The sequence below is a fragment of the Sinorhizobium sp. CCBAU 05631 genome, assembly GCF_002288505.1.
In the GTDB taxonomy this organism is placed as follows: domain Bacteria; phylum Pseudomonadota; class Alphaproteobacteria; order Rhizobiales; family Rhizobiaceae; genus Sinorhizobium; species Sinorhizobium fredii_C.
Genome location: NZ_CP023064.1, coordinates 1,230,362 through 1,250,863, shown reverse-complemented (window position 1 = coordinate 1,250,863; position 20,502 = coordinate 1,230,362). Strand labels below are relative to the sequence as shown.

The 20,502-nt window shown below is 62.2% G+C and carries 19 protein-coding genes and 1 pseudogene; 13 read left to right on the top strand and 7 right to left on the bottom strand.

Annotated features, from left to right (window positions below):
• Positions 1–215 precede the first annotated feature (215 nt).
• From SS05631_RS25295 to SS05631_RS25285, 3 genes are all read left to right on the top strand, one after another.
• Positions 216–3,557, top strand: coding sequence for a M10 family metallopeptidase C-terminal domain-containing protein (locus SS05631_RS25295; protein ID WP_095678090.1), 3,342 nt, complete (start codon positions 216–218; stop codon positions 3,555–3,557).
• A 107-nt stretch (positions 3,558–3,664) separates the two neighbouring features.
• Positions 3,665–4,066 carry a hypothetical protein gene (locus tag SS05631_RS25290; RefSeq protein WP_037416210.1) on the top strand — a complete coding sequence of 134 codons (402 nt, stop codon included), beginning with the start codon at positions 3,665–3,667 and terminating at the stop codon, positions 4,064–4,066.
• A 197-nt stretch (positions 4,067–4,263) separates the two neighbouring features.
• On the top strand, positions 4,264–4,794 hold the full coding sequence (locus SS05631_RS25285; RefSeq protein WP_037416213.1) for an Rrf2 family transcriptional regulator: 531 nt from the start codon (positions 4,264–4,266) through the stop codon (positions 4,792–4,794).
• 325 nt (positions 4,795–5,119) lie between these two features.
• Here the strand turns inward: SS05631_RS25285 and SS05631_RS25275 are convergent, their stop codons facing one another.
• Entirely contained in the window at positions 5,120–5,848 is a 729-nt protein-coding gene (locus SS05631_RS25275) for a hypothetical protein (RefSeq protein ID WP_162109084.1), read from the bottom strand.
• 240 nt (positions 5,849–6,088) lie between these two features.
• Here SS05631_RS25275 and greA point away from each other — a divergent pair, with 240 nt between their 5' ends.
• Positions 6,089–6,571: a transcription elongation factor GreA gene (gene greA, locus SS05631_RS25270; protein ID WP_037416216.1), complete on the top strand. Its 483-nt coding sequence runs from the start codon at positions 6,089–6,091 to the stop codon at positions 6,569–6,571.
• A 118-nt stretch (positions 6,572–6,689) separates the two neighbouring features.
• On the opposite strand, the gene SS05631_RS25265 is transcribed toward greA, so the two are convergent.
• The 6 genes and pseudogenes from SS05631_RS25265 to SS05631_RS25240 all read right to left on the bottom strand — a co-directional run bounded on the left by SS05631_RS25265 (position 6,690) and on the right by SS05631_RS25240 (position 11,183).
• Positions 6,690–7,145, bottom strand: coding sequence for a carboxymuconolactone decarboxylase family protein (locus SS05631_RS25265; protein ID WP_037416218.1), 456 nt, complete (start codon positions 7,143–7,145; stop codon positions 6,690–6,692).
• A gap of 27 nt (positions 7,146–7,172) precedes the next feature.
• Entirely contained in the window at positions 7,173–7,589 is a 417-nt protein-coding gene (locus tag SS05631_RS25260; protein ID WP_037416220.1) for a cupin domain-containing protein, read from the bottom strand.
• Between the two features lie 368 nt (positions 7,590–7,957).
• The gene (locus SS05631_RS25255; protein WP_037416223.1) at positions 7,958–8,959 is read right to left on the bottom strand and encodes a DMT family transporter; all 1,002 of its coding nucleotides are present in this window, start codon (positions 8,957–8,959) and stop codon (positions 7,958–7,960) included.
• Between the two features lie 125 nt (positions 8,960–9,084).
• Complete coding sequence (locus SS05631_RS25250; protein ID WP_037416227.1) at positions 9,085–9,321, bottom strand: 4-oxalocrotonate tautomerase family protein; 237 nt, start codon at positions 9,319–9,321, stop codon at positions 9,085–9,087.
• 75 nt (positions 9,322–9,396) lie between these two features.
• Positions 9,397–10,110, bottom strand: coding sequence for an SDR family oxidoreductase (locus SS05631_RS25245; RefSeq protein ID WP_037416230.1), 714 nt, complete (start codon positions 10,108–10,110; stop codon positions 9,397–9,399).
• A 141-nt stretch (positions 10,111–10,251) separates the two neighbouring features.
• Positions 10,252–11,183, bottom strand: a pseudogene (locus tag SS05631_RS25240) (LysR family transcriptional regulator).
• 168 nt (positions 11,184–11,351) lie between these two features.
• Between SS05631_RS25240 and SS05631_RS25235 the strand changes: the two are divergent.
• The 9 genes from SS05631_RS25235 to SS05631_RS25200 all read left to right on the top strand — a co-directional run bounded on the left by SS05631_RS25235 (position 11,352) and on the right by SS05631_RS25200 (position 20,472).
• Positions 11,352–12,026, top strand: a complete 675-nt coding sequence (locus tag SS05631_RS25235) for a type 1 glutamine amidotransferase domain-containing protein (RefSeq protein ID WP_037416233.1) — start codon at positions 11,352–11,354, stop codon at positions 12,024–12,026.
• Between the two features lie 171 nt (positions 12,027–12,197).
• Positions 12,198–13,958, top strand: a complete 1,761-nt coding sequence (locus SS05631_RS25230; RefSeq protein ID WP_037416236.1) for a cytochrome c biogenesis protein DipZ — start codon at positions 12,198–12,200, stop codon at positions 13,956–13,958.
• 33 nt (positions 13,959–13,991) lie between these two features.
• On the top strand, positions 13,992–14,180 hold the full coding sequence (locus SS05631_RS31165) for a hypothetical protein (protein ID WP_157213157.1): 189 nt from the start codon (positions 13,992–13,994) through the stop codon (positions 14,178–14,180).
• Positions 14,181–14,293: 113 nt separating this feature from the next.
• Positions 14,294–15,097, top strand: a complete 804-nt coding sequence (locus SS05631_RS25225; protein WP_037416239.1) for an SDR family oxidoreductase — start codon at positions 14,294–14,296, stop codon at positions 15,095–15,097.
• A 48-nt stretch (positions 15,098–15,145) separates the two neighbouring features.
• Positions 15,146–16,690 carry an MFS transporter gene (locus SS05631_RS25220; RefSeq protein WP_037416242.1) on the top strand — a complete coding sequence of 515 codons (1,545 nt, stop codon included), beginning with the start codon at positions 15,146–15,148 and terminating at the stop codon, positions 16,688–16,690.
• 62 nt (positions 16,691–16,752) lie between these two features.
• Positions 16,753–17,697, top strand: coding sequence for a GlxA family transcriptional regulator (locus SS05631_RS25215; protein WP_037416245.1), 945 nt, complete (start codon positions 16,753–16,755; stop codon positions 17,695–17,697).
• A 143-nt stretch (positions 17,698–17,840) separates the two neighbouring features.
• Entirely contained in the window at positions 17,841–18,887 is a 1,047-nt protein-coding gene (locus SS05631_RS25210) for an alpha/beta hydrolase (protein ID WP_037416248.1), read from the top strand.
• 359 nt (positions 18,888–19,246) lie between these two features.
• Positions 19,247–19,663: an organic hydroperoxide resistance protein gene (locus tag SS05631_RS25205; RefSeq protein ID WP_037416252.1), complete on the top strand. Its 417-nt coding sequence runs from the start codon at positions 19,247–19,249 to the stop codon at positions 19,661–19,663.
• A 143-nt stretch (positions 19,664–19,806) separates the two neighbouring features.
• Positions 19,807–20,472 (top strand): VOC family protein, encoded by a 666-nt coding sequence (locus tag SS05631_RS25200; RefSeq protein WP_037416255.1) that lies wholly within the window; start codon positions 19,807–19,809, stop codon positions 20,470–20,472.
• Positions 20,473–20,502 lie beyond the last annotated feature (30 nt).

Here is a 20,502-nt window from a genome sequence, read left to right as displayed (position 1 = left end):
GTTTGCCGCTCCGGGACGCTTGCTGTGGCTGCAACTTCTAATGTGACATTACCCCCGTCTTTATGGGGGTGACAAATCAAAGGCTGCAATAACATTATTCGCGCCGGGTGACGGGGCTGGCAGGCAGGCGCACGCCACGCGTGTGATGGAAAATTGGCTAGCTGCAGAACGGTACAGCCGTAACTGCGCATAATCGTCAGAGAGGGAACCTCACGATGCCCAATCCAAGTGAGACGAGCGACGAATGGTGGGTCAACGATCAGACGCCTGACAACCCTTATGGCAAGAGCGAGGATTACGAGTCTTTTCTCGATTATCTTGGGGCATTGCCCCGCAGCCTGACGCCGGAGATTGCGGCGGGAACGCTGAGGATCAACGTTTTCGAGCTCAACGACCATCCGGAATACAAGGCCGCCGCGATCGGCGCCTTGGAGATGTGGGCGGCTGTCACCCCTTTGAAATTCGAGATCGTCGACGACGCGCCGTTCGACAGCACCACGGACTGGATGGAGGTCGTCAGCCCGGAACTCGGCGAGGAGGACGATGGCAGCGCCTATTCGAGCGATCGCTATGTCAGCATCGGCCAGCGCTTCCATGACACGGAACCCAACAAGACCGACATCGGCGGTTATGTCTTCGATTCCTTCATTCATGAATTCGGCCATGAATTCGGCCTGAACCATCCGGGGCTCTACAATTACAGCGGTCCCGGCGGCGTGCAGATCAACTATCTGAACAATGCGACCTGGACCTATGACCGCCAGCAATACAGCGTCATGTCCTATTTCGATGGGATCGATGTCGGCGAAACCAGCCGCTGGTCGGCGTCGACGCCGCTGATCGCCGACATCGAGGCCGTCATTCGTCGCTTTTTCTCGACCGTCGACCAAAATGGCGTGCGCACCTATCAGCAGATCGAGCTCAACACCGGGGACAATGTCTACGGCTTCGGCAGCACGCAATATGGCTACCAGCTGACCTCGTCGGGCATGCAGCATGACATCGGCTTTGCGATCCATGATACCGGCGGGACCGACACGATCGATTTCTCCGGCTCGACGGCGGGCACGATCCTCGACCTGCGCGCCGGACAGTTCTCCAGCGTCAACGGTCATAGCAACAATGTGTCGATCTTCGCCGGACACAACGCCGATCAAACCGACTATTACGTCGAGAATGGCATCGGCAGCAGGTTTAAGGACATCCTGATCGGCAATGACGGCGCCAACACGCTCGACGGCCGCGCCGGCGGCGACCGCATGGCTGGCAATGGCGGCGACGACATCTATTTCATCGATTCATGGCAGGACATCGTTCGCGAGGAGGCGAACGGCGGCAACGACACGGTCATTCTCCTGTCCAGGCACTTGAAGATCAGGAAAATCGCCCACGTCGAAAACATCATCTATGCCGACGAGTCGACGATCCAACCCGGCGGGGGCGGCGGCGAGACCCCGCCCAGCATCGGCGACAGCACGATGGCGAGCATCATCTTCGGCACCAATGCAAACGATACTCTTGACGGCGGCGCCGGCGACGACACGATCTTCGGCCAGGGCGGTGACGACCTGATCATCGGCGGCCGCGACTCGCTTGCCAGCCGCGACATCAACAACACGATCGATGTGGAGGACCTCGAAGACCAGACCGAAAGCGACGACGGCAACGACACGCTCTACGGCGGCGGCGGCAACGACACCATTCTTGGAGGCCAGGGCAACGACATTCTCGACGGCGGCGAGGGCGACGATACGCTGAGCGGCCAGGACGGCATCGATATATTCAGGGGCGGCGCGGGGGTCGACACGGTCGATTTCAGCAAGGAGAGCCCTTTCCAGCTGCTCGTCAACCTTGCCACCAATGTCGCCAGCGGCGGCACCGCCTCGGGTGACACTTTCTACAGCATCGAAAACCTGATCGGTTCCGACGACCGCATCGACCGCTTCATCGGCACGGCCGCCGCAAACCACTTCTGGGGTCAGGGCGGCGGTGACTATTTCAACGGTGGCGACGGCAATGACATCCTGGATGGCGGCGATGATGGCGACATCCTCTATGGAGAAGGCGGCAACGACACGCTCATCGGCGGCGCCGGACAGGACTATCTGGACGGCGGTTCGGGTATCGACACGGTGGTCTACGCCGGCAGCTCCGACGGTGTGACGATCGATCTCAAGAACGGCACGGCCAATGGCGGCGACGGTGACGGTCCGGTGCAGATCGTCGGCCGGGGCGCAGCGATCCGGCACGATATCCTCGAGGGGTTCGAGAACGCCGTCGGTTCATCCTTCGATGACCATCTGATCGGCAATGCGTTCGCCAACGAGCTCTCCGGCGGCACAGGCGACGACACGCTGACCGGCGGCGGCGGCGCCGACCGGTTGAACGGCGGTGCCGGCAGCGACACCGCAGACTATGCCGAGGCAATGAGCGGTGTCCGGCTTAGCCTCACGGGTGGCAGGTCCGGCGGAGATATCTATGTCTCCATCGAAAATCTCGCGGGGTCGGGCTTCAACGACCGCCTCGCCGGCGACAACGCAGCCAATGTGTTGACCGGCCAGGGCGGCAACGACGGGATCGACGGCGGCCACGGCGATGACACGCTGCTCGGCGATTTCGCCTATCAGGGCGACGCGCCGCCACGCCCGGGCATCGGAACCGGCTATGCGACGCTCGGACCGGACGCGACGAACAACTCGATCGCAGCCTCCTTCGACATCTCCAACAATTTCTCGCTGACCGCCGACCCCGACATCTTCGATTCGACGACGGTCCTTCACACGACCGTCAACGCCACCGGAAACGGCCAGGGCGGATACTACAAGATCGAACTGGCTGCCGGTACGGTCATCACGATCGACATCGACGGCATTGCCGACCCGAATGTCCATGACAGCTGGGTCAGGCTGCTCGACAGCTCCGGCAACATCGTCGCTCAGAACGATGATGGCGGCGGCGACCCCGGCTCTGCAAGCAACCGGGATTCAAGCCTGGTATTCGTCGCTCAGGAGACGGGGACCTATTACATACTGGAGGGCAGCTGGTCGCCGACGGCGCCGGGCGATGGCTGGGCGGAAGCCGTGCCTGCAGGCTCGACCTATGAACTGAACGTTTCGGTCGAATTCCCCCCTGCGCCGCCCCAGCCGGGCGTTGCGGGATCCGACAGGCTCGATGGTGGCGCTGGCAGCGATCTGCTGGATGGAGGTCTGGCGGCCGACACGCTCACCGGCGGCGAGGGAGAGGATACATTCCGCTTCTCAACCGAGCTTGGGAACGGCAATGTCGACTGGATCAGGGACTTCAGGGTGATCGACGATACGATCCTGCTGGACAACCTCGTCTTCGAGAGCGTGGGTGGCGACGGCGCTCTCGCGCTCGGCGCATTCCACGGGAGTGCGGCGGGCGTCGCTCATGACGCCGACGACCGCATCATCTACGATACCGACAGCGGCATCCTGTCCTATGACGCCGATGGCGCCGGAGAGGTCGCAGCCATTCAATATGCGCAATTGAGCAGAAATCTGAATCTTTCGGCGAACGACTTCGTTATCGTCTAACTCGACCGCGGGAGGGGCGCTTTCAGGCGCCCCTTCCAAAAGACCAGCGTCGCTGCAATGTTGCTATCGCACGGATCTAAGCGGGGCGACCATGGAGAGAGTGTGTGATGAAGCGCCCGACCGGCCGCCGCACAGTGTTGATGACCGTCGGAGCTGCGGCTTTCGCCGCGGTCGCCGTGCCCGTCGCCGCGCAACCGACGGATATTCGCGGCACAGTCACCTTCGAGAGCGGCGCTGCTATCCCGGAAGGTCATCTTGAGATTTATCTCGAGGACCCTGCCATTCAGGACACTGCGCGACGCCGCGCCGCGCAGACGCGCATCAGAAGCGACGGCGGGACGAAGACGATCACCTTTTCCTTGTCCCCGCCCGCAGGCTCGACGGCTTCATCAACGCTGCGGATCGTTGCGCGCCTGGAACGTGCGGACGGCTGGCTGCTGGCGCGCGGCAGCGCACAGTTCAATAAGGGGGCGCCTATCAGCGTCATGCTCAATACGGTTATGTATTGAGTGGCCTAACGTTAGAGGCGAACTGGGCATTTTCAACGGCCAGGGCGCGATCTATTTGCTGCCACGGAGAGTAGTCGGGCAACGATAGTTCCGGCCGCTTTCGGAAACGTCTCGTCAATCTGAAGACGGAACAGGGATTGCGAAGGCGCGCCTTCGGTGGTATCTCCGACAATATTAGTCTGGGTTTTGAGTATTCCATGGCTCATGTCAGCGCAGGCGTTGAATACGCTCTTCACTGTCTTCTTTTCCTCGCCGATGCGGAGGAGTTGGGGCAGCCCGCAAGCGCGCGCGATCTTGCCGAGCTGCAGAAGGTTCCTGCTGATTTCGTGGCGAAGCTTTTCACCAAGCTTCAAAAGGCCGGCATCGTCGTCGCACGCGAGGGGATTGGCGGCGGTTTTGCGCTGGCGCGCCCCGCGACGGAAATCACCGCGCTTGATGTCGTCGAAGCTGTCGATGGACGCAAGGCACTCTTCGAATGCAGGGAGATACGCGCTCAATGCGCGCTTTTCGGCGACCGCACCCCCGCTTGGGCGGTGGATGGCGTCTGCGCCATCCACGCGGTCATGATCGAGGCCGAGAAGCGGACAAGAGAGGCGCTGGCGGCGCATACGCTGGCGAGCATCAAGGGCCGGGTAGAGGCGAAGGCACCCCAGGAACACGCCGGCCACGTAAAGGAATGGCTGGCCGCACGTACTCCGAGGCGTGGGCGCCGTGCGCGGGCATCCTGATGGATTTTAGCGGCAAGGGAGCGAACCCGCGGTACAGCTTTTGCGCATCAAGCCGTCCCAATGCTCGTGCTCCCGGGCCGCCCGAAGCGCGCACCACCGCATGAAGCTCGCTCTTCGCAGTGTTCCGCGCATCCTTAGCCCGTTACGCCGACCGTCTCCGGTTCACGAGTCTCGGGCGAACCGGGTCGACAGTTTCCAAGTCAGGCTCGTGATCCTGGATCGCGTGATCGATGGAGGCATCGCGAACGGCGCCCGCATCGCGCGCTCTCGATCTTCCTCCAAGTGTCGCGTCCGCACGGACGCGCATAGCCGTAACCGCGGCAGCTCAGAACAGCGCGTAGTCCGACAGCTCGATCGTGACGGCGGTGAAATCGCGGTCGAGAGCGCCATCCGGCTTGATTGTGAACACGCTGCGGCGGGTCGGGTATTTCAGCCCGTCAACGTCAACGTAATCAGATATGAAATGCGCCGCCGGCGTGTCCGCCCAGACATCGACCGTATAGTCGTGACGGCGGAGCAGCCCTTGGGGATCGAAGTAGAAGCGCTGTTCCCGCGTATGGCTGTGAACGCCCTCGGGGAACCGCACGGCGACGCCGCGAAGTTTCACGCCTTCATTGTCGATCGGGGCAACGTCGCGCGCTTCGTAGCCGGGCTCGCCGAAAACGAACGGCGCCGCGTGATACGTCCACATGGCGTAGCCGTTGAAGTAGGCGAGGTTCAGCGGGTCCCACTGTCCCTTGAAGCTGCGATCGAACGCCTCACGTCCGTTCTCCCGATGGGCGATAACCGAGCCGTCTCCGGCGGTGATCTCCACATGCTCGGGAGTCCAGGTCATCGTCCAATCGGGTTCGCCGAAGGGCGTAACGCGAGTCCACTGGCGACGGAACTCGCTTGTTGCCCGCCGCGGCACGGGAAGCAAAGGAGCGCCTTTCAGCTCCCATAGCTTTCCACCGGTCCGTATGGTCGAGGCGATCCCCCTGAACGCGCGCCAACGGGCGTGCCCACCATGCGCTTCCAGAGCCTCTTCAAGCAGCGGGTGCAATTTGCCACGCATCGACCTCCTCCTCGATTGGGAGTGATGATGATTACTTGACGCTTCAGCCCCGGCCCTATGTTCTATATACCATCATTGAAGGCGCCACGCTTCGGCTGTCGCTCTGTCAGGCGAGGGAGCGACGATCGCGGGCGCCCCGAACGCAGGTTCCGAGTTTGACTTCAGGTCGGCGCAGTATCGGCTCGCGCGGCGTCGGGGCGGACGGGCCATCAGCGCCCCGCGTCTAAACGGAGACTGAGATTGAGTGTTGCCTTCACCAAGGAAGAAAGTGCCGAAACTGCGTCGGAAACATTGCTGCCCGACCGTCCAGTTTCACCTCACCCGAACCTTGTCACGGAAGCGGGTCTGAAGGCGCTGGAGGTGTCGCTCCAGCTCGCTCGCGAGGCCCATGATGCCACGAGCACGATCGAAGACGTGAATGAAAGGCGCCGGCACGCGGCAAGCCCCTTGCGGGACCTGCGCTACTTTGCCGAGAGACTTCGCACGGCTCAGCTTGTCCCGGATCCGACCTCAACCGATACCGTCGCCTTCGGGAGCACGGTCACTTTCAGCCGCGACGATGGACGGGTGCAGAAATATCGCATCGTGGGAGAGGACGAAGCGGACCCCAAGGCCGGATCGATTTCCTACGTATCGCCGGTCGCAAGGATGCTGATGGGCAGGGCCGTCGGAGATGTCGTGAGTGTGGGCGATCAGGAGCTCGAGATTATCGCCATCTCCTAGGCTGTTGGCCTCGCGTAGCGCTCCAGGTTCAGAACAGCTCCAGAGAATTCTGATCGTACCCAACGCGGGAAAATTTGCGGACGCGCGAGACCCACGCGCCCGCTATCGCACTGCCACCTTATTTATCGAGCGCAGCCAGTGGCGTGTTGCGGAAACTGATCGCCATGCGGTTGTAGCTGTTCATCAGGCCGATCGCGATCGTCAGGTCGACGAGTTCGCGCTCGTCGAAGAAAGCACGCGCGGCCTCGTAGGCCTTGTCCGGCACGCCGGTCTCGGCGACGCGCGTCACGGTTTCGGCCCAGGCGAGGGCGGCCCGCTCACGCTCGTCGAAGAGATTGCCGGCCTCCGGCCATGCCTGCACCAGTGCGATCTTCTCGATCGTCTGCCCCTTCTTCATAAGGTCGCGGGTGTGCATGTCGAGACAGTAGGCGCAGTTGTTGATCTGCGAGATACGCAGATAGACGAGATCGACCAGCACCGCAGGAAGGCTGCTCTGCATGACGTAGCCGTAGACGTTGCCCAAGGCTTTGACGCCGGCCGGTGCGATCTGGTTGTAGTCGAGACGCTTGCTCATTTGCTTGCTCCTTGAAAGGTCGCTCCACTACTCGATGGGTGTGGTCAGGGCCCTTTCGTCGCTATCGGCGACGAATACGGCGAGTAGTTTTGCGGGCTTGGTCTTGCTCGCATTGCGGCTGACGAAATGGTCGGACGCTGGTGGCTCGTGCCAGCTCTCGCCGGCCCGATAGGTCTGCGTCGGACCGTCATTCACCTTCGACTCGATTTCTCCCGAGAGGACGTAGGCGAAGATGAAAGACGATTTTGCGTGCCTGTGCGCGGCCGAGACACCGCCCGGCGGATAGTCGACAATCAGCGCCGTCAGCGTCTTGCCGGGAATGTTGGGTATGGCCCGCTCGAAATGGGGGGTAACCACATCGCCGGGATCGTGCGCTGCGACGGGCATGGCAGTGACGATGGCGAGGGCGGCGCCGGCTGCGCCGATGATGGATCGTGCATTCATGTCGGCATTTCTCCTTATGGCGTTTCAGCTCGTTGTCTCCAAAAGGAAGACCAGTTCCGCGACGATCGTTTGTGTGTCGCGTTAACTACGATTAATATGATCGTAGTTTATCGGCAACGGAAATTGCGGCCGGTTTTGGGAGACGCATTGTCAACACCCAGGAGACGGGAGCTGCAGAACGTCCCCGCGTATGATTCGCTGCAGAATGCGTGCATCGCTGCGGCGCGCGGGGAAATCGGCGGGCGGCTTTGTACGGGAACGCCCGGCGACAGACATTGCTGAGGGCAATGGCTGGCGGCACGAAGGCCGCGACGTGGCCGCCGCGCTCGGGCGCAATAGTTCCCGAGCGTAGGGCAAGCCGTTTCTAATTAGGACGCTGCGGGCAGGCCCCGCGGTGAAACGCAGGAGTCATGCGATGGAGGTTTGCCCGATCGACGCTCCTTTACATGGAAAGCCCGGATCGACAGGACAACCCCGGCGATCAGGATGGCGACCCCGGCGCATTCCATTGCAGTTGGCCACCGCGCATGAACGATGAGTCCGCCAATGACGCCGAAGGCGGTTTCCGCCACGATCAATTGCGCGGTCAGTGCGACGGGCAAGTTCCGTGAGGCGACATTCCACGCCCACACTCCGCCGACCGTGGCCAGCAGCGCGAGGGATGTGCCCCAAAGATAGAGCGAGCCGGCAGCGTTCCACCCGAAACCGAGCTTGGGAAGCTGGAAGAGGTCCATCGCTGCACCGATCGGGTAAAGGACCAGCATCAACACGCCTCCGCCGACCAGTGTGAGCGCCGACCACGCGGCTGCGGGCATGTCGGGTCGGGCGGCGATTGCAGCTTCGTTGGCAATCGCGAACCAGACCCACAGGGCCACGGCCGCGAGTGCCAGCGGAATGCCGATCCACAGCGAGCGGACGGAGCTCAATCCTTCGGCCGTAAATACCGTGCCATTGACGAGAACAAGGCCGATCAGCACCAGCATGAGCGGCATCATCAGGAATCGCCAGGGCAGGGATCTCTGCCGCTGGTTGCCGATGACTGCCAGAACGATCGGGACCAGTCCGAGAAAGGCGGGAGCAATCACCGGACCGGCAAAGATGGCGGATCCGGTCACCGTCAGGAAATAGCCGACATAGCCGATGAAGGCGAGCCAGGTCGTCGAAAGCCAGTTGCGAAGCGTAAGATGCCGCAACGCCCCTCTTGCCGAAAACAGGATGCAAAGGCCGACCAGGGCCGAAACGACGTGGCGGACAAGGGCAAAATCAAAGGTGGAGTAGTCACCGATGATGAATGGCACGACGAAATTGAGCGAAAAAGCAAAGGCCGCGAAGAGTGCGGCGAAAACGCCGATGTAGAATCTCTTGTCCATTTCTTTTCCTTCCAGCCATGGCTTCGTTGTCGGCAGGACGAGGTCCGGCCGGCTGTTCGTTCGCTCCGTTGCGGAGATGGTTTCAGCGACGATCGTTGCGGGCGGGGACCTGACAGTTGATCGCTTCAGGATCGTGCCGTGGCGCGTATTCGACGGTACTGCTCCGTCGGGAGGCCGCCCCAGCCCCAGTTGTCGAGATCGACCTCCTCGATCACGACGTAGGTCGATTCAAGCGGCTTGTTCAGGACGTTGAGGAGCACCTCGCTGACACCTTTGATGATCGCGGCCTTTTCCTCAGAAGTGACCGAGTTGCGGTCGGGTGTGGTCCCTTCTCGGGTGACCTGTACGGTGACGATGGGCATTGCAGCCTCCTTTTGCGAGAAATTGCCTGGGGGTCTCAGGCGCCCGCGCCGCTGCGGCGCGGCGCACTCGTTTGGCTACCAGCGTCCGGCGTTCTGGCCGCCGTCGACGTGTAGGATCTCGCCGGTGACGAAGCTGGCGGTCTCCAGGTAGAGGACGGCATCGACGATGTCGCGAATGTCACCCATTCGACCGACTGGGTGCAGTCCGGCAAAAGCCGAGTGCGTCTCGACCGGATGCATCGGTGTTTTGATGATCCCCGGGGAGACCGCGTTGACACGAATGCCGCTTTTCGAGAACTCCATCGCGAGCGACCGGGTCACTGCGTTCAGACCGCCCTTGGTCAGCGAGGCGAGTGCAGAGGGGACGCCGACGATCGGTTGATCAACGAGGCTCGTGGTGATGCTGACTATATGGCCCGAGCCCTGCTTCAGCATCTGCGCGGCGGCGCGCTGGGTGATGTGGAAGAAGCCAGCGACATTAACGCCGATATTGTGCTCGTAGTCTTCCTGTGTCATTTCGACGAAAGGCTTGGCAAGGAAAACACCGGCATTGTTGACGAGCGAATCGATGCGGCCAAAGCGCTCGAGCGCTTCCCGCACGACCCGCTCTGCGGTCTCCGGCTCGCTGATATCGCCGGGCACCGTGTGCATGTTCAGGTCCGCGCTCGGCTTGACCGACCGGGACGTGGCGACGATGCGGTAATTCCGGTCGCGATAGGCGCGAACCAATCCGGCGCCGATTCCCTGCGACGCGCCGGTGACGATGACGACCTTCTGTTCAGTGCTCATGGCAGTGGTCCCTTTTCGATTGCAGCGGCCGCTTGCTGCGTCCGCCTCCGCCCTTGGCGTTGGTGCAGTCGAAAGTAGAGCCATTCACTCTGCGGGAGAATTGCCGGAGATTGGCAGACACTCAACCGAAGATCGGCATGATCAACCGAGTATACCGGCCTCCGTCGCCAGGCGCAGAAATTCGGCGCGCAGGCGTGGCGCGGCGAAGTCGACGAAGGCGCGGACCTTCGGGACCGACATGCGCCCAGGCGGTGAGAGCAGATGCGCCGGCAGGGGCGGGTGCTCGGCATCGGGCAGTACGATCTTCAGGCGACCGTCCCGCACATATTCGGCGACATGATAGGAATAGAGCCTGGTGACGCCGTGGCCCGCAACTGCAGAAGCCGTCGCAGCGCGTACGCTGTTGACGGTGCATCGCGGCGAGAATTGAACCGTCTTGGGATAGACGACCCCTGCGCCGGGGTAAAGCTCCAGGAGTCCAGACCAAAATTGGTGAAGGCGACGATCTGATGCTTTGCGAGATCGGCTGGTTCGTCGATACGCGGGTGATTGGCAAGATAGCGAGGGGAGGCGACGACGACACGTCTCACGTCGCCACCAAGCCGGGTGGAGATGAGGGATGAGTCCGCCAATTGCCCGATGCGCAGAGCAAGGTCGATGCCTTCATCGACCAGGTTGGCGAAGCGATCGAGCAGGAGGAGTTGGGCCGAAACGGCCGGATAGAGATCGAGGAAATCGTCGAGTACGGGCCGAAGCAGTTCTTCCCCGAGAATCGGCGGCGCTGAAATCGTCAATTTCCCGCGTGGAGCCGCGCGCTCACCGCCGGCAAGCATGTCGGCCTCCTCGAGGTCGACCAGCACCCGCCGACAGGCCACGGCATAGCGCTGGCCGGCTTCGCTGAGTTTCAGCGTACGGGTGGTCCGGTGCAATAGCTCGACGCCGACATGCGCCTCAAGTAAACTCAGCGCCCGACTGACCGCAGTCGGCGAGCGCTTCAGCCGCCGGGCGGCACCGGCGAGACTGCCTTCGTCTATCGCCGTTACGAACACTTTCATTGCATCGATACGGTCCATGTTTTTCTGCCGTCCTTCGGGATAGTGACTGCCAGAAAGCGAGTATTCACCCGAAAACGGCACCAGGTAAATAATCGCGCCGAGCCGAAGCGGCGGATGATCGGGCGCAGGCCCCACATGCCTCGGCGCACCCGCGTTTGGACACGCCTCAACAGAAGGAGCATGGCGATGAAAATTCTGATGGTTCTGACCTCGCATGACCAACTCGGGGACACCGGCAAGCCGACGGGCTTCTGGCTCGAGGAGTTCGCAGCGCCCTATTACGCATTCACGGATGCCGGAGCGGAGGTCACGCTTGCGTCACCGAAGGGTGGTCAACCGCCGATCGACCCGAAGAGCGACGAGCCGGGCAACCAGACCGAAGCGATGAAGCGCTTTAAGACGGACCTCGCGGGCCAGAGGGCACTGGCGCATACCTCCAAGCTTTCCGACATGAGTGCGGACGGCTTCGACGCGATCTTCTATCCGGGAGGTCACGGCCCGTTGTGGGACCTTGCCGACGACAGGAACTCGATTGCCCTGATCGAGAATTTCTACCATGCCGGCAAGCCGGTCGCGGCCGTCTGCCACGGCCCGGCAGTCCTGCGACAGGTCACCTATCAGGGAGAGCCCATCGTCAAGGGAAAGCGCGTCACCGGCTTCACCAATTCCGAGGAGGAGGCGGTGCAACTGACCGAGGTCGTGCCGTTCCTCGTCGAAGACGAACTGAAGCGTCTCGGCGGCCGCTTTGAAAAGGCTGCCGATTGGGCCGATTTCACGGTCGTCGACGGTCGGTTGATAACCGGACAGAACCCGTCTTCGTCCACCTCGGCGGCGAAGGAACTGCTGAAGCTACTTCAATAACGGAGCGGCTCGCTCGCCGGCTTTCCATAAGGGCTCCAAGGGCCTCATGCACTTTGATACAGATCCGTTAGCGAGAAGACACAAGCCGGATACTTCACGCTGATCCTCTGCAGCGCGTGACAACGCGGCCCGCGCCCAAAAAGGCGTTGGTCTTCTCGCAGAGGGACGACGATGATCCTTTTCACGATTTCCTATCTCGCAGGTGTGCTGACCATTGTCAGCCCCTGCATTCTTCCGGTGTTGCCTTTCGTGTTTTCACGAGCCGGTCGGCCATTCGCGACGAGCATTCTCCCGATGCTCATCGGCAAGGTCGTGACATTTGCGGGGGTCGCGACGCTGGCCGCCATCGGCGGTGACTGGGTGGTCCAGGCGAATGAGGCCGGCCGATATGCGGCAATTGCAGTGCTTGCGGTTTTCGGCGTCATGCTGCTCTCGCCGCAGGTTGGGGCCGTAGTCACCCGCCCACTGGTCGCCATCGGCAACCGCCTCTCACATCGGGCAGCCGGACAGAAGGCGAGTGTCGGAGCATCGTTGCTCCTTGGTGTCGCGACCGGACTTCTCTGGGCGCCCTGCGCCGGTCCGGTCCTCGGGCTGGTGCTGACCGGCGCTGCCCTCCATGGCGCCAATGTGGGCACGACGCTTTTGCTGGCGGCCTATGCCGCCGGCGCGGCCACCTCGCTGGCGCTGGCCCTGCTCGCCGGTGGAAGGGTGTTTGCGGCCATGAAGCGGTCGCTCGGTTTCGGCGAGCGTCTCCGGCACGGCCTCGGCATCGCCGTGCTGGCGGGCGTCGCGGCAATTGCGCTCGGCCTGGATACGGGGCTCTTGGCGCGCCTCTCCTTTGCGGGCACCACGAGCATCGAGCAATCGCTCCTCGATCGCCTGCACCGCGAACTTCCTAAAACGGCGGCCAGCTATCGTGCCGCACCGGCCGCGAACGGTCAGGTCCGGCACTATCGAAGCAATCTGCCGGTGGAGGGCATTTTTCCACCCCTGGACGGCGCCGTGGAGTGGTTGAATTCCAAGCCGCTGACGGTGGAGGAGCTTCGCGGCAAGGTGGTGCTCGTCGATTTCTGGACCTACTCCTGCATCAACTGCATTCGGACAATCCCCTATGTTCGCGCCTGGGCGGAGAAGTACCTGGATCAGGGCCTGGTGGTCATCGGCGTGCATGCGCCCGAATTCGCCTTCGAGCGGCGCATCGACAACGTCAAGCGGGCAGTCAGCGATTTTAACATCGGTTATCCTGTCGCGGTCGACAACGACTTCGCGATCTGGCGCGCCTTCGCCAACAGCTACTGGCCCGCGCATTACTTCATCGATGCCGAGGGAAGGGTCAGGCACCACCACTTCGGCGAGGGTGACTACGCACAGTCGGAACGCGTCATCCAGGACCTGCTGGCGGAGGCGGCGGGTAGCCGCGCTGGTGAAGGAACTCTTGTGAAGCCCGAGGGAAAGGGCGCCGAAGCCGCCCCCGATTTCGCCAATCTCCAGTCCGGCGAAGACTATGTCGGCTATCGCCGTGCTGCGAACTTCGCGTCGTACGAGGGCGTCGCGGCCGATGAGCCACGCGACTATACGATCGGAAAGCCGCGCCTCAATCAGTGGGGCCTTGCCGGCAACTGGACCGTCGGCGCCGAGCAGGCGAGCCTCAATCGCGCCGGAGGAGCGGTCACCTATAGGTTCAGCGCGCGCGACCTGCACCTCGTCCTCGGCCCAGGGGTGAACGGCAGGAAGGTGCGCTTCCAGGTGCTCGTTGACGGAACTGCACCGGGGGCGGATCACGGTTCGGACATCGACCCGGAGGGCAACGGAACGGTGCGTGAGACGCGCCTCTATCAGCTCGTGCGCCAGTCAGGAGAAGTGCGTGAGCGGACATTCGAGATCCGCTTCCTTGATCCCGGCGTCGAAGTCTTTGTTTTCACATTCGGATGAGCGTTCGACTCGTCGTCAGAGAGGAGAGTTCAAGTGCGTGTTTTTGTCCTGGTCGTTGGCATCATGGCACTCGCGGCTGCGCCCTGTGCATGGGATACCGATCGACGAGAGGCATCGGCGATCGCGGCGCTCGTCGGCGGGGCAACGTCGTCTGAGCAAGGCCCGATGCAGGCGAAGTCAAGCCGCGACACTCCGGTTGCGCTGAATGGCGCGTTTAAATGAGGGTACCCGCCGATCCCAACGAGCATGTCCTAAATCGACGGAAATAAGACATTTGAGACATGGCGCTTTCGCCCTACCATCGAGGCTCCAATCTTAAATCAATGGAGCCTCGCATGACCCAGCACTCGAAAGGTACCGCTTTGATTACCGGCGCGTCCTCCGGCATCGGAGCGATCTATGCCGATCGCTTGGCGCGCAGGGGATATGACCTGATCCTCGTCGCCCGCAACCAGTCCCGGCTCAACGATCTCGCGAAGCGCCTGACCGATGAGACCGGCCGTGCCATCGAGGTCGTTGCGGCAGATCTAGGCAACAAGCACGATCTCGGCCGCCTCGAGCAGGTACTTCAGACGGATGCCAGCATTACCTTGCTGGTCAATAATGCAGGCGTCGGTGCGACTGCCCCACTGCTCGATTCCGATATCGACAAGATGGAGGAGATGATCATGCTGAACGTCAACGCTCTGACGCGGCTGACCTATGCGGCGGTTCCCCGCTTTGTCGCCCGTGGTACGGGTGCGATCATCAACATCGCTTCGATCGTCGGCATCGCGCCGGAGCTGCTGAACGGCGTCTACGGAGGCAGCAAGGCCTTTGTGCTCGCCTTTACCCAATCGCTTCAAAAGGAACTTTCCGAGAAGAACATCCGCGTTCAAGCGGTCCTCCCGGGTGCGACGGCCACCGACTTCTGGGGCACTGCGGGGACTCCTCTGGAACATGTCCCGAGCGAGATCGTCATGCCCGCCGAAGAGATGGTGGATGCCGCTCTCGCCGGCTTCGATCTCGGCGAACAGGTCACCATTCCGGCGCTACCGAACGTTGCCGATTGGGAACTCTATGAGGCGGCGCGGCAGAAACTCATGCCGAACCTTTCCCTCCGGGCGCCGGCGGCTCGCTACCTCAATGCGGCCGGCTGAAGCAAATCGCCAACACCGGCAACAATTTTACCGCCGAGGATGGTTCAAATGAGCACGCCCACTCTGACACGTGAAAATCTGCTGTTCCTCGCGACCGGGCTTGCCGGCGCCTTCCTGGTGAACCTGTCGGCCCAATTTGCCTCGGCAAACATCGCCGACATCCAGAACGGGCTCTTGTCCAGCGCGGGCGAGGGCTCCTGGATACTGACCGCCTATACGATGGGAAGTTGCGTCGGCATAGTCACCTCGGGCCTGTTAATCGGAGTCCTGAGCATAGGGCGCTACTTGGTCGCAAGCTCCATCTTGTTTGCGGCCGCGGCGCTCGCCGGTGCCATGACGAGCGACCTTGGCGTCATGATTGCATCCCGTTCACTGCAAGGCTTTGCCGCCGGCGGGTTCGGCCCGGCGGCGTTCGTCGCCGTCTTCATGGTGGCCGGCGGACCGCGTCTCGCCTATACGGTGGTCATACTCGCATTTGCCCTCCTCTTTTCCGGGACCGCAGGGGCCGCCATTGCCGGTTATGTCTCCGACAGTTTCGGCTGGCGCGCGCTTTTCGCCGTTCAGGCAGCGATCGGCGCGGCTCTGGCTCTTGCCGCCCGCTTTTGGGTTCCGCACAAGGCCCTGAACTGGTCGGCGCTCAAGGGCGATTGGACGTCCATCGTCCTGTTGTCGCTCGCCCTTGCGAGCCTGATGCTCGTCCTCAACCAAGGAGCGCGCCGCTTCTGGTTTGCGAGCGAGATGATCGTCTGGGGCGCCGGCTTGTCCGCTGCCGCGTGGGCGGGCTTCATTATCGTGTCACGCTTGTCAGCGCTGCCGCTCGTGGCGCCCCGGATCCTCCTCACACGGAGGTTTGGCCTTCCGATTGGGTTGAATTTCCTGCTACGCGCCGGTTTCGCCGTAAGCTCGTATCTAGTGCCGCAATTGCTCGCGACCGTAGAAGGCCACGCGCCGCTCGATATCTCGGAGCTCATGCTTTGGGCCGCGGCTGCCCAATTGCTCGCTCTCCCGCTGGTATGGTGGTTCCTGCATCTCTGTGATCTGCGCATCGCGATGGGAACCGGCGTTGTCCTCCTGGTGTTGGGAACCATGCTCATGGGCAGCGAAACCACGACGCCCGCGGGAGAACATTTCCGCTATGGGCTTGCCCTGTATTCGGCCGGTCAATTGTTGCTGTTGACGCCCGCCATGATCGTCGGCACCGGCAGTTTGAAGCCCGCGGACCTTCCGACAGCGTCGCTGACATTCAATATCAGCAATCTGGCGGGAACGACGCTCGGCGTCGGGGTTCTCTCCAGCTTCGTTGCTGAGCGTCAGAAGTACCATTCGGACGCACTCGCCGAGGCCGAGCGGATTTACGGCCTCGCCGGCGCTGTTGCGGGGCAGGTTGCGGGTGACGCCGGCGCCACGGTGAGGGCTGTAGTGGAGATTGGCTCGGCGGTTCGGCGGCAGGCCTGGGCGCTCGCATTCGGCGACGGCTTTGTCGTTATCGGGCTCATGTTGGTGCTCGGCCTAGTCGCAGTTGTGGCTATCGGCCGTTCGCCGCCATTGCTGCGTCCGGTCAGGATTTCTCAGCGGGAAGCCGCTCGAGACTGAGTGGCAGTTTGTCTCCAGCGGAAATATCGTAATCGCGGAAAATTCCAGTAAGGAACTTGCCCATGCATAGGATCGGCTTTGTCGTTTTTCCAAGATTCCAGCTCATGGGTTTCGCGGCGGTAACCGCCTTCGAGATGGCGAACTCGGCGCTTGGGGAGCCGGCATATGAGATAGAGCTGCTCTCAGAGGCGGGCGGCGAGGTCAAGTCGTCCGCCGGCTTCGGTGTCCTCACGAGGGCCTTCGACGACAGACCTTTTGACACCGTGATGTTCGGCGCCGGCGTGACGATCGAGCCCATGACTCCGGAGCTGATCGCATTTGCGCGTCAAGCGCTTGAAACGTCGCGCCGGGTGGCGGCGCCCTGCACCGGCGCCTTCGTGCTTGCTGAAGCCGGTCTGCTCGATGGACGCCGCGCGACCACGCATTGGGCCTTCGCGCGCCAGCTCCAGGAGCGTTTTCCGGACGTCAAGGTCGAGGACGATCGCATCTTCATCGTCGACGGAAGCGTGTGGACGTCGGCAGGGATGACGGCGAGCATCGATCTTGCGCTTGCGATGATCGAGAAGGACCATGGCCAGGAGATTGCGCGCAACGTCGCCCGCAAGCTTGTCGTCTATCACCGGCGCGCCGGCGGGCAATCGCAGTTTTCGGCCTTGCTTGAGCTCGAGCCGAAGTCCGACCGGATCCAGAAGTCGATCGACTACGCCAAGGCGAATCTGCGCGGCGTGTTGTCGGTAGAAGAGCTAGCGGATGCGGCGGGGCTGAGCCCGCGCCAGTTCAGCCGGGCATTTCGGGCAGAGACGGGACAGTCGCCCGCCAAGGCAGTGGAGAACCTCCGCGTCGAAGCGGCCCGGCTGTTGATGGAGCAGGGCCGCCACTCCATGGACGTGATCGCAGTCGAGACAGGTTTTGCCGATCCCGATCGCATGCGCCGCGCCTTTCTTCGAACGCTCGGGCAGCCACCGCAGACGATCCGGCGAAATGCGCGCGATAGCGCATCCGCATAGTGCCGCCACTAGTGGAATTGTAACGCACTGTGTCCAGGCGCGGGTGCGTACATGAGCTTTCAATCGCGGTCTCGCGAAGTCACAACGCAGATACATGGAAATCGCATTCCGCAACTGTAGTTCACACAGTTCGGAGAAGATCGATGACAGGGGAAATCAATCTGCAGAGACGGCGGTTCATCGGAGCGGCGGCGTTGACACTTGCCGCCGCGCAATTGAACATCACCGGCGTGGCCGCCGCAAAATCTACGGCTGAGGCCGGCATTCGGGCGATCACGCCAGGGACGAACACGTCCTTTGCCTCGCTGAAGCAGATCGATGCGGGCGTTCTTAATGTTGGTTACGCCGAACTCGGCGCGAGCGACGCGCCTGTGGTTATCCTTCTGCATGGCTGGCCCTATGACATCCACACCTATGTTGATGTGGCGCCCTTGCTGGCGGAGTCCGGCTACCGGGTGATCGTTCCCTATCTGCGCGGCTATGGAACGACGCGCTTTCTTTCACCGGAGACGCCGCGCAACGGTCAGCAGGCGGCAATCGCCGCCGACATCGTCGCCTTGATGGACGCGCTTGGGATCGAAAGGGCGGTCATCGGCGGATGCGACTGGGGCGCGCGGAGCGCCAACATCATCGCCGCTCTCTGGCCGGAGCGGTGCAAGGCCCTTGTGTCCGTGAGCGGCTACCTGATCGGCAGCCGTGAAGCCAACAAGATGCCGCTGCCGCCCGGCGCCGAGCATGCCTGGTGGTACCAGTTCTACTTTGCCACCGACCGCGGGCGCGCCGGCTACGAGCGGAACCGAAACGAATTTGCGAGACTTATCTGGCAACTGGCCTCGCCGAAATGGAATCTCGACGACGCCACCTTCAACCGCAGCGCGGCGGCTTTCGAGAACCCGGATCATGTCGATATCACGATCCATAACTACCGCTGGCGGATCAGCCTGGCCGACGGCGAGCCGAAATATGACGACCTGGAAGAAAAACTCGCCAAATTCCCCACGATCGGTGTGCCGACGATCACGCTGGAGGGAGATGCCAACGGCGCTCCGCATCCCGAGCCGGCGGCCTACGCGAAAAAATTCTCCGGCAAATATGAACATAGGCTGATCACAGGCGGCATCGGTCACAACCTGCCGCAGGAAGCTCCTCAGGCCTTTGCACAGGCCGTCTTCGACGTCAATCGTTTCTGATCACTTTTAACGCCGCAGCACGGTCGCATCCTTTTGGACGCTCCGAGATCGCTGTAGACTTTTTAAAGCGCGTCCGCATTCACGAATGCGCGACGCGCTTTGGGTATTGTCTTCATCCATCTCGCGTTCAACCGTGGCGCACCTTCGGGCGACAAGGTCGAATGGCTTCACCCTTTTACGCGTTGCCTCTGACAGCGCTTTCGTATCGCAGTGTTTCTGTTCCGCATTTTGCCGGCATTCGCTTACTTTTTCGCCCGGTGACGAAACATTCCATACACGTGCGGAGCGGCATGTGTGCCTCGACAGTCGGACAAGCCAATTTGGCTCGGCGTCATCAACTCTGTCGAAGGAAGGACACCATGACCGAGATCGAGAAGGTACTCTACACGGGCGAGACGCGCACCACCGGTGGCCGCGACGGCGCATCCCGCAGCTCTGACGGGCGCCTCGACATCAAGCTTTCCTCACCCGGGAGTTCGCGGCCGGGGACCAATCCGGAGCAGCTTTTTGCGGCCGGCTGGTCGGCCTGCTTCATCGGAGCGATCGGCAAGGCGGCCAGCGAGCAGAAGGTAACGCTTCCGGCCGATCTGGCGGTCGATGCGGAAGTGGATCTTCGCCACGGCGCAGGCGCCTATTCGCTGCAGGCCCGGCTCAATGTCAGCCTGCCGGGCATCGACCGTGACACGGCACAGGCGCTGGTGGAAAGGGCGCATCAGACCTGCCCTTACTCCAAGGCGACGCGTGGCAACATCGACGTCGCGATCAACATCGTCTGATCTTGAAGGAGATGCTCCCGACCGGACGAGTTTCGGTCGGGGGCATCGCCCGGTATTCCCGCGCTCGGTCAGACCGCGCTCAGGTCGCCGCGTGCGCATTTGCACCGGCGCACTGCGCCACACCCAAACACAAGGAGAAAACCATGAGCACTGCAATCAACAGTCAAACAACGCAGTCGATCGACATGAAGCTCGAGGTCATCGTCGTCCCCGTGTCGGACGTCGATCGCGCAAAGGCATTCTACGCGGGCCTCGGCTGGCGCCTCGATGCTGATTTTGCCGGGGATGACGGCTACCGGGTGATCCAGTTCACACCGCCCGGATCCGGCGCCTCGGTCATCTTCGGAAAGAATGTCACTGACGCGCGACCGGGCTCCGCCCAGGGGCTGTACCTCATCGTTTCCGACATTAAGGCCGCCCGCGAGGACTTGCGTCGCCGCGGCGTCGATATCAGCGAAGTGTTTCATGCCGGCGACGTGCAGACGGGCAACGACGAGCCGTATCTGTTTGGGCGGCACAGGGTAGCAGGCGCGGATCCCGAGCGCCGCAGCTACCGCTCTTATGCCTCGTTCCGCGATCCGGACGGCAACGGCTGGCTGTTCCAGGAGGTCACCACACGGTTGCCCGGGCGGATCGACGCGAGCACCACGACATTCGCCTCCGCCGCGGATCTGGCAAGCGCTTTCCGGCGCGCAGAGGCCGCCCACGGCGAATACGAGAAGCAGCTCGGTCACCGCGACGAGGATTGGCCGATCTGGTACGCCGAGTACATCGTTCGGGAGCAGACGGGCGAACCGCAGCCCGCGTGAATGGGCTGCTGCATGGAATGGGCCACATCA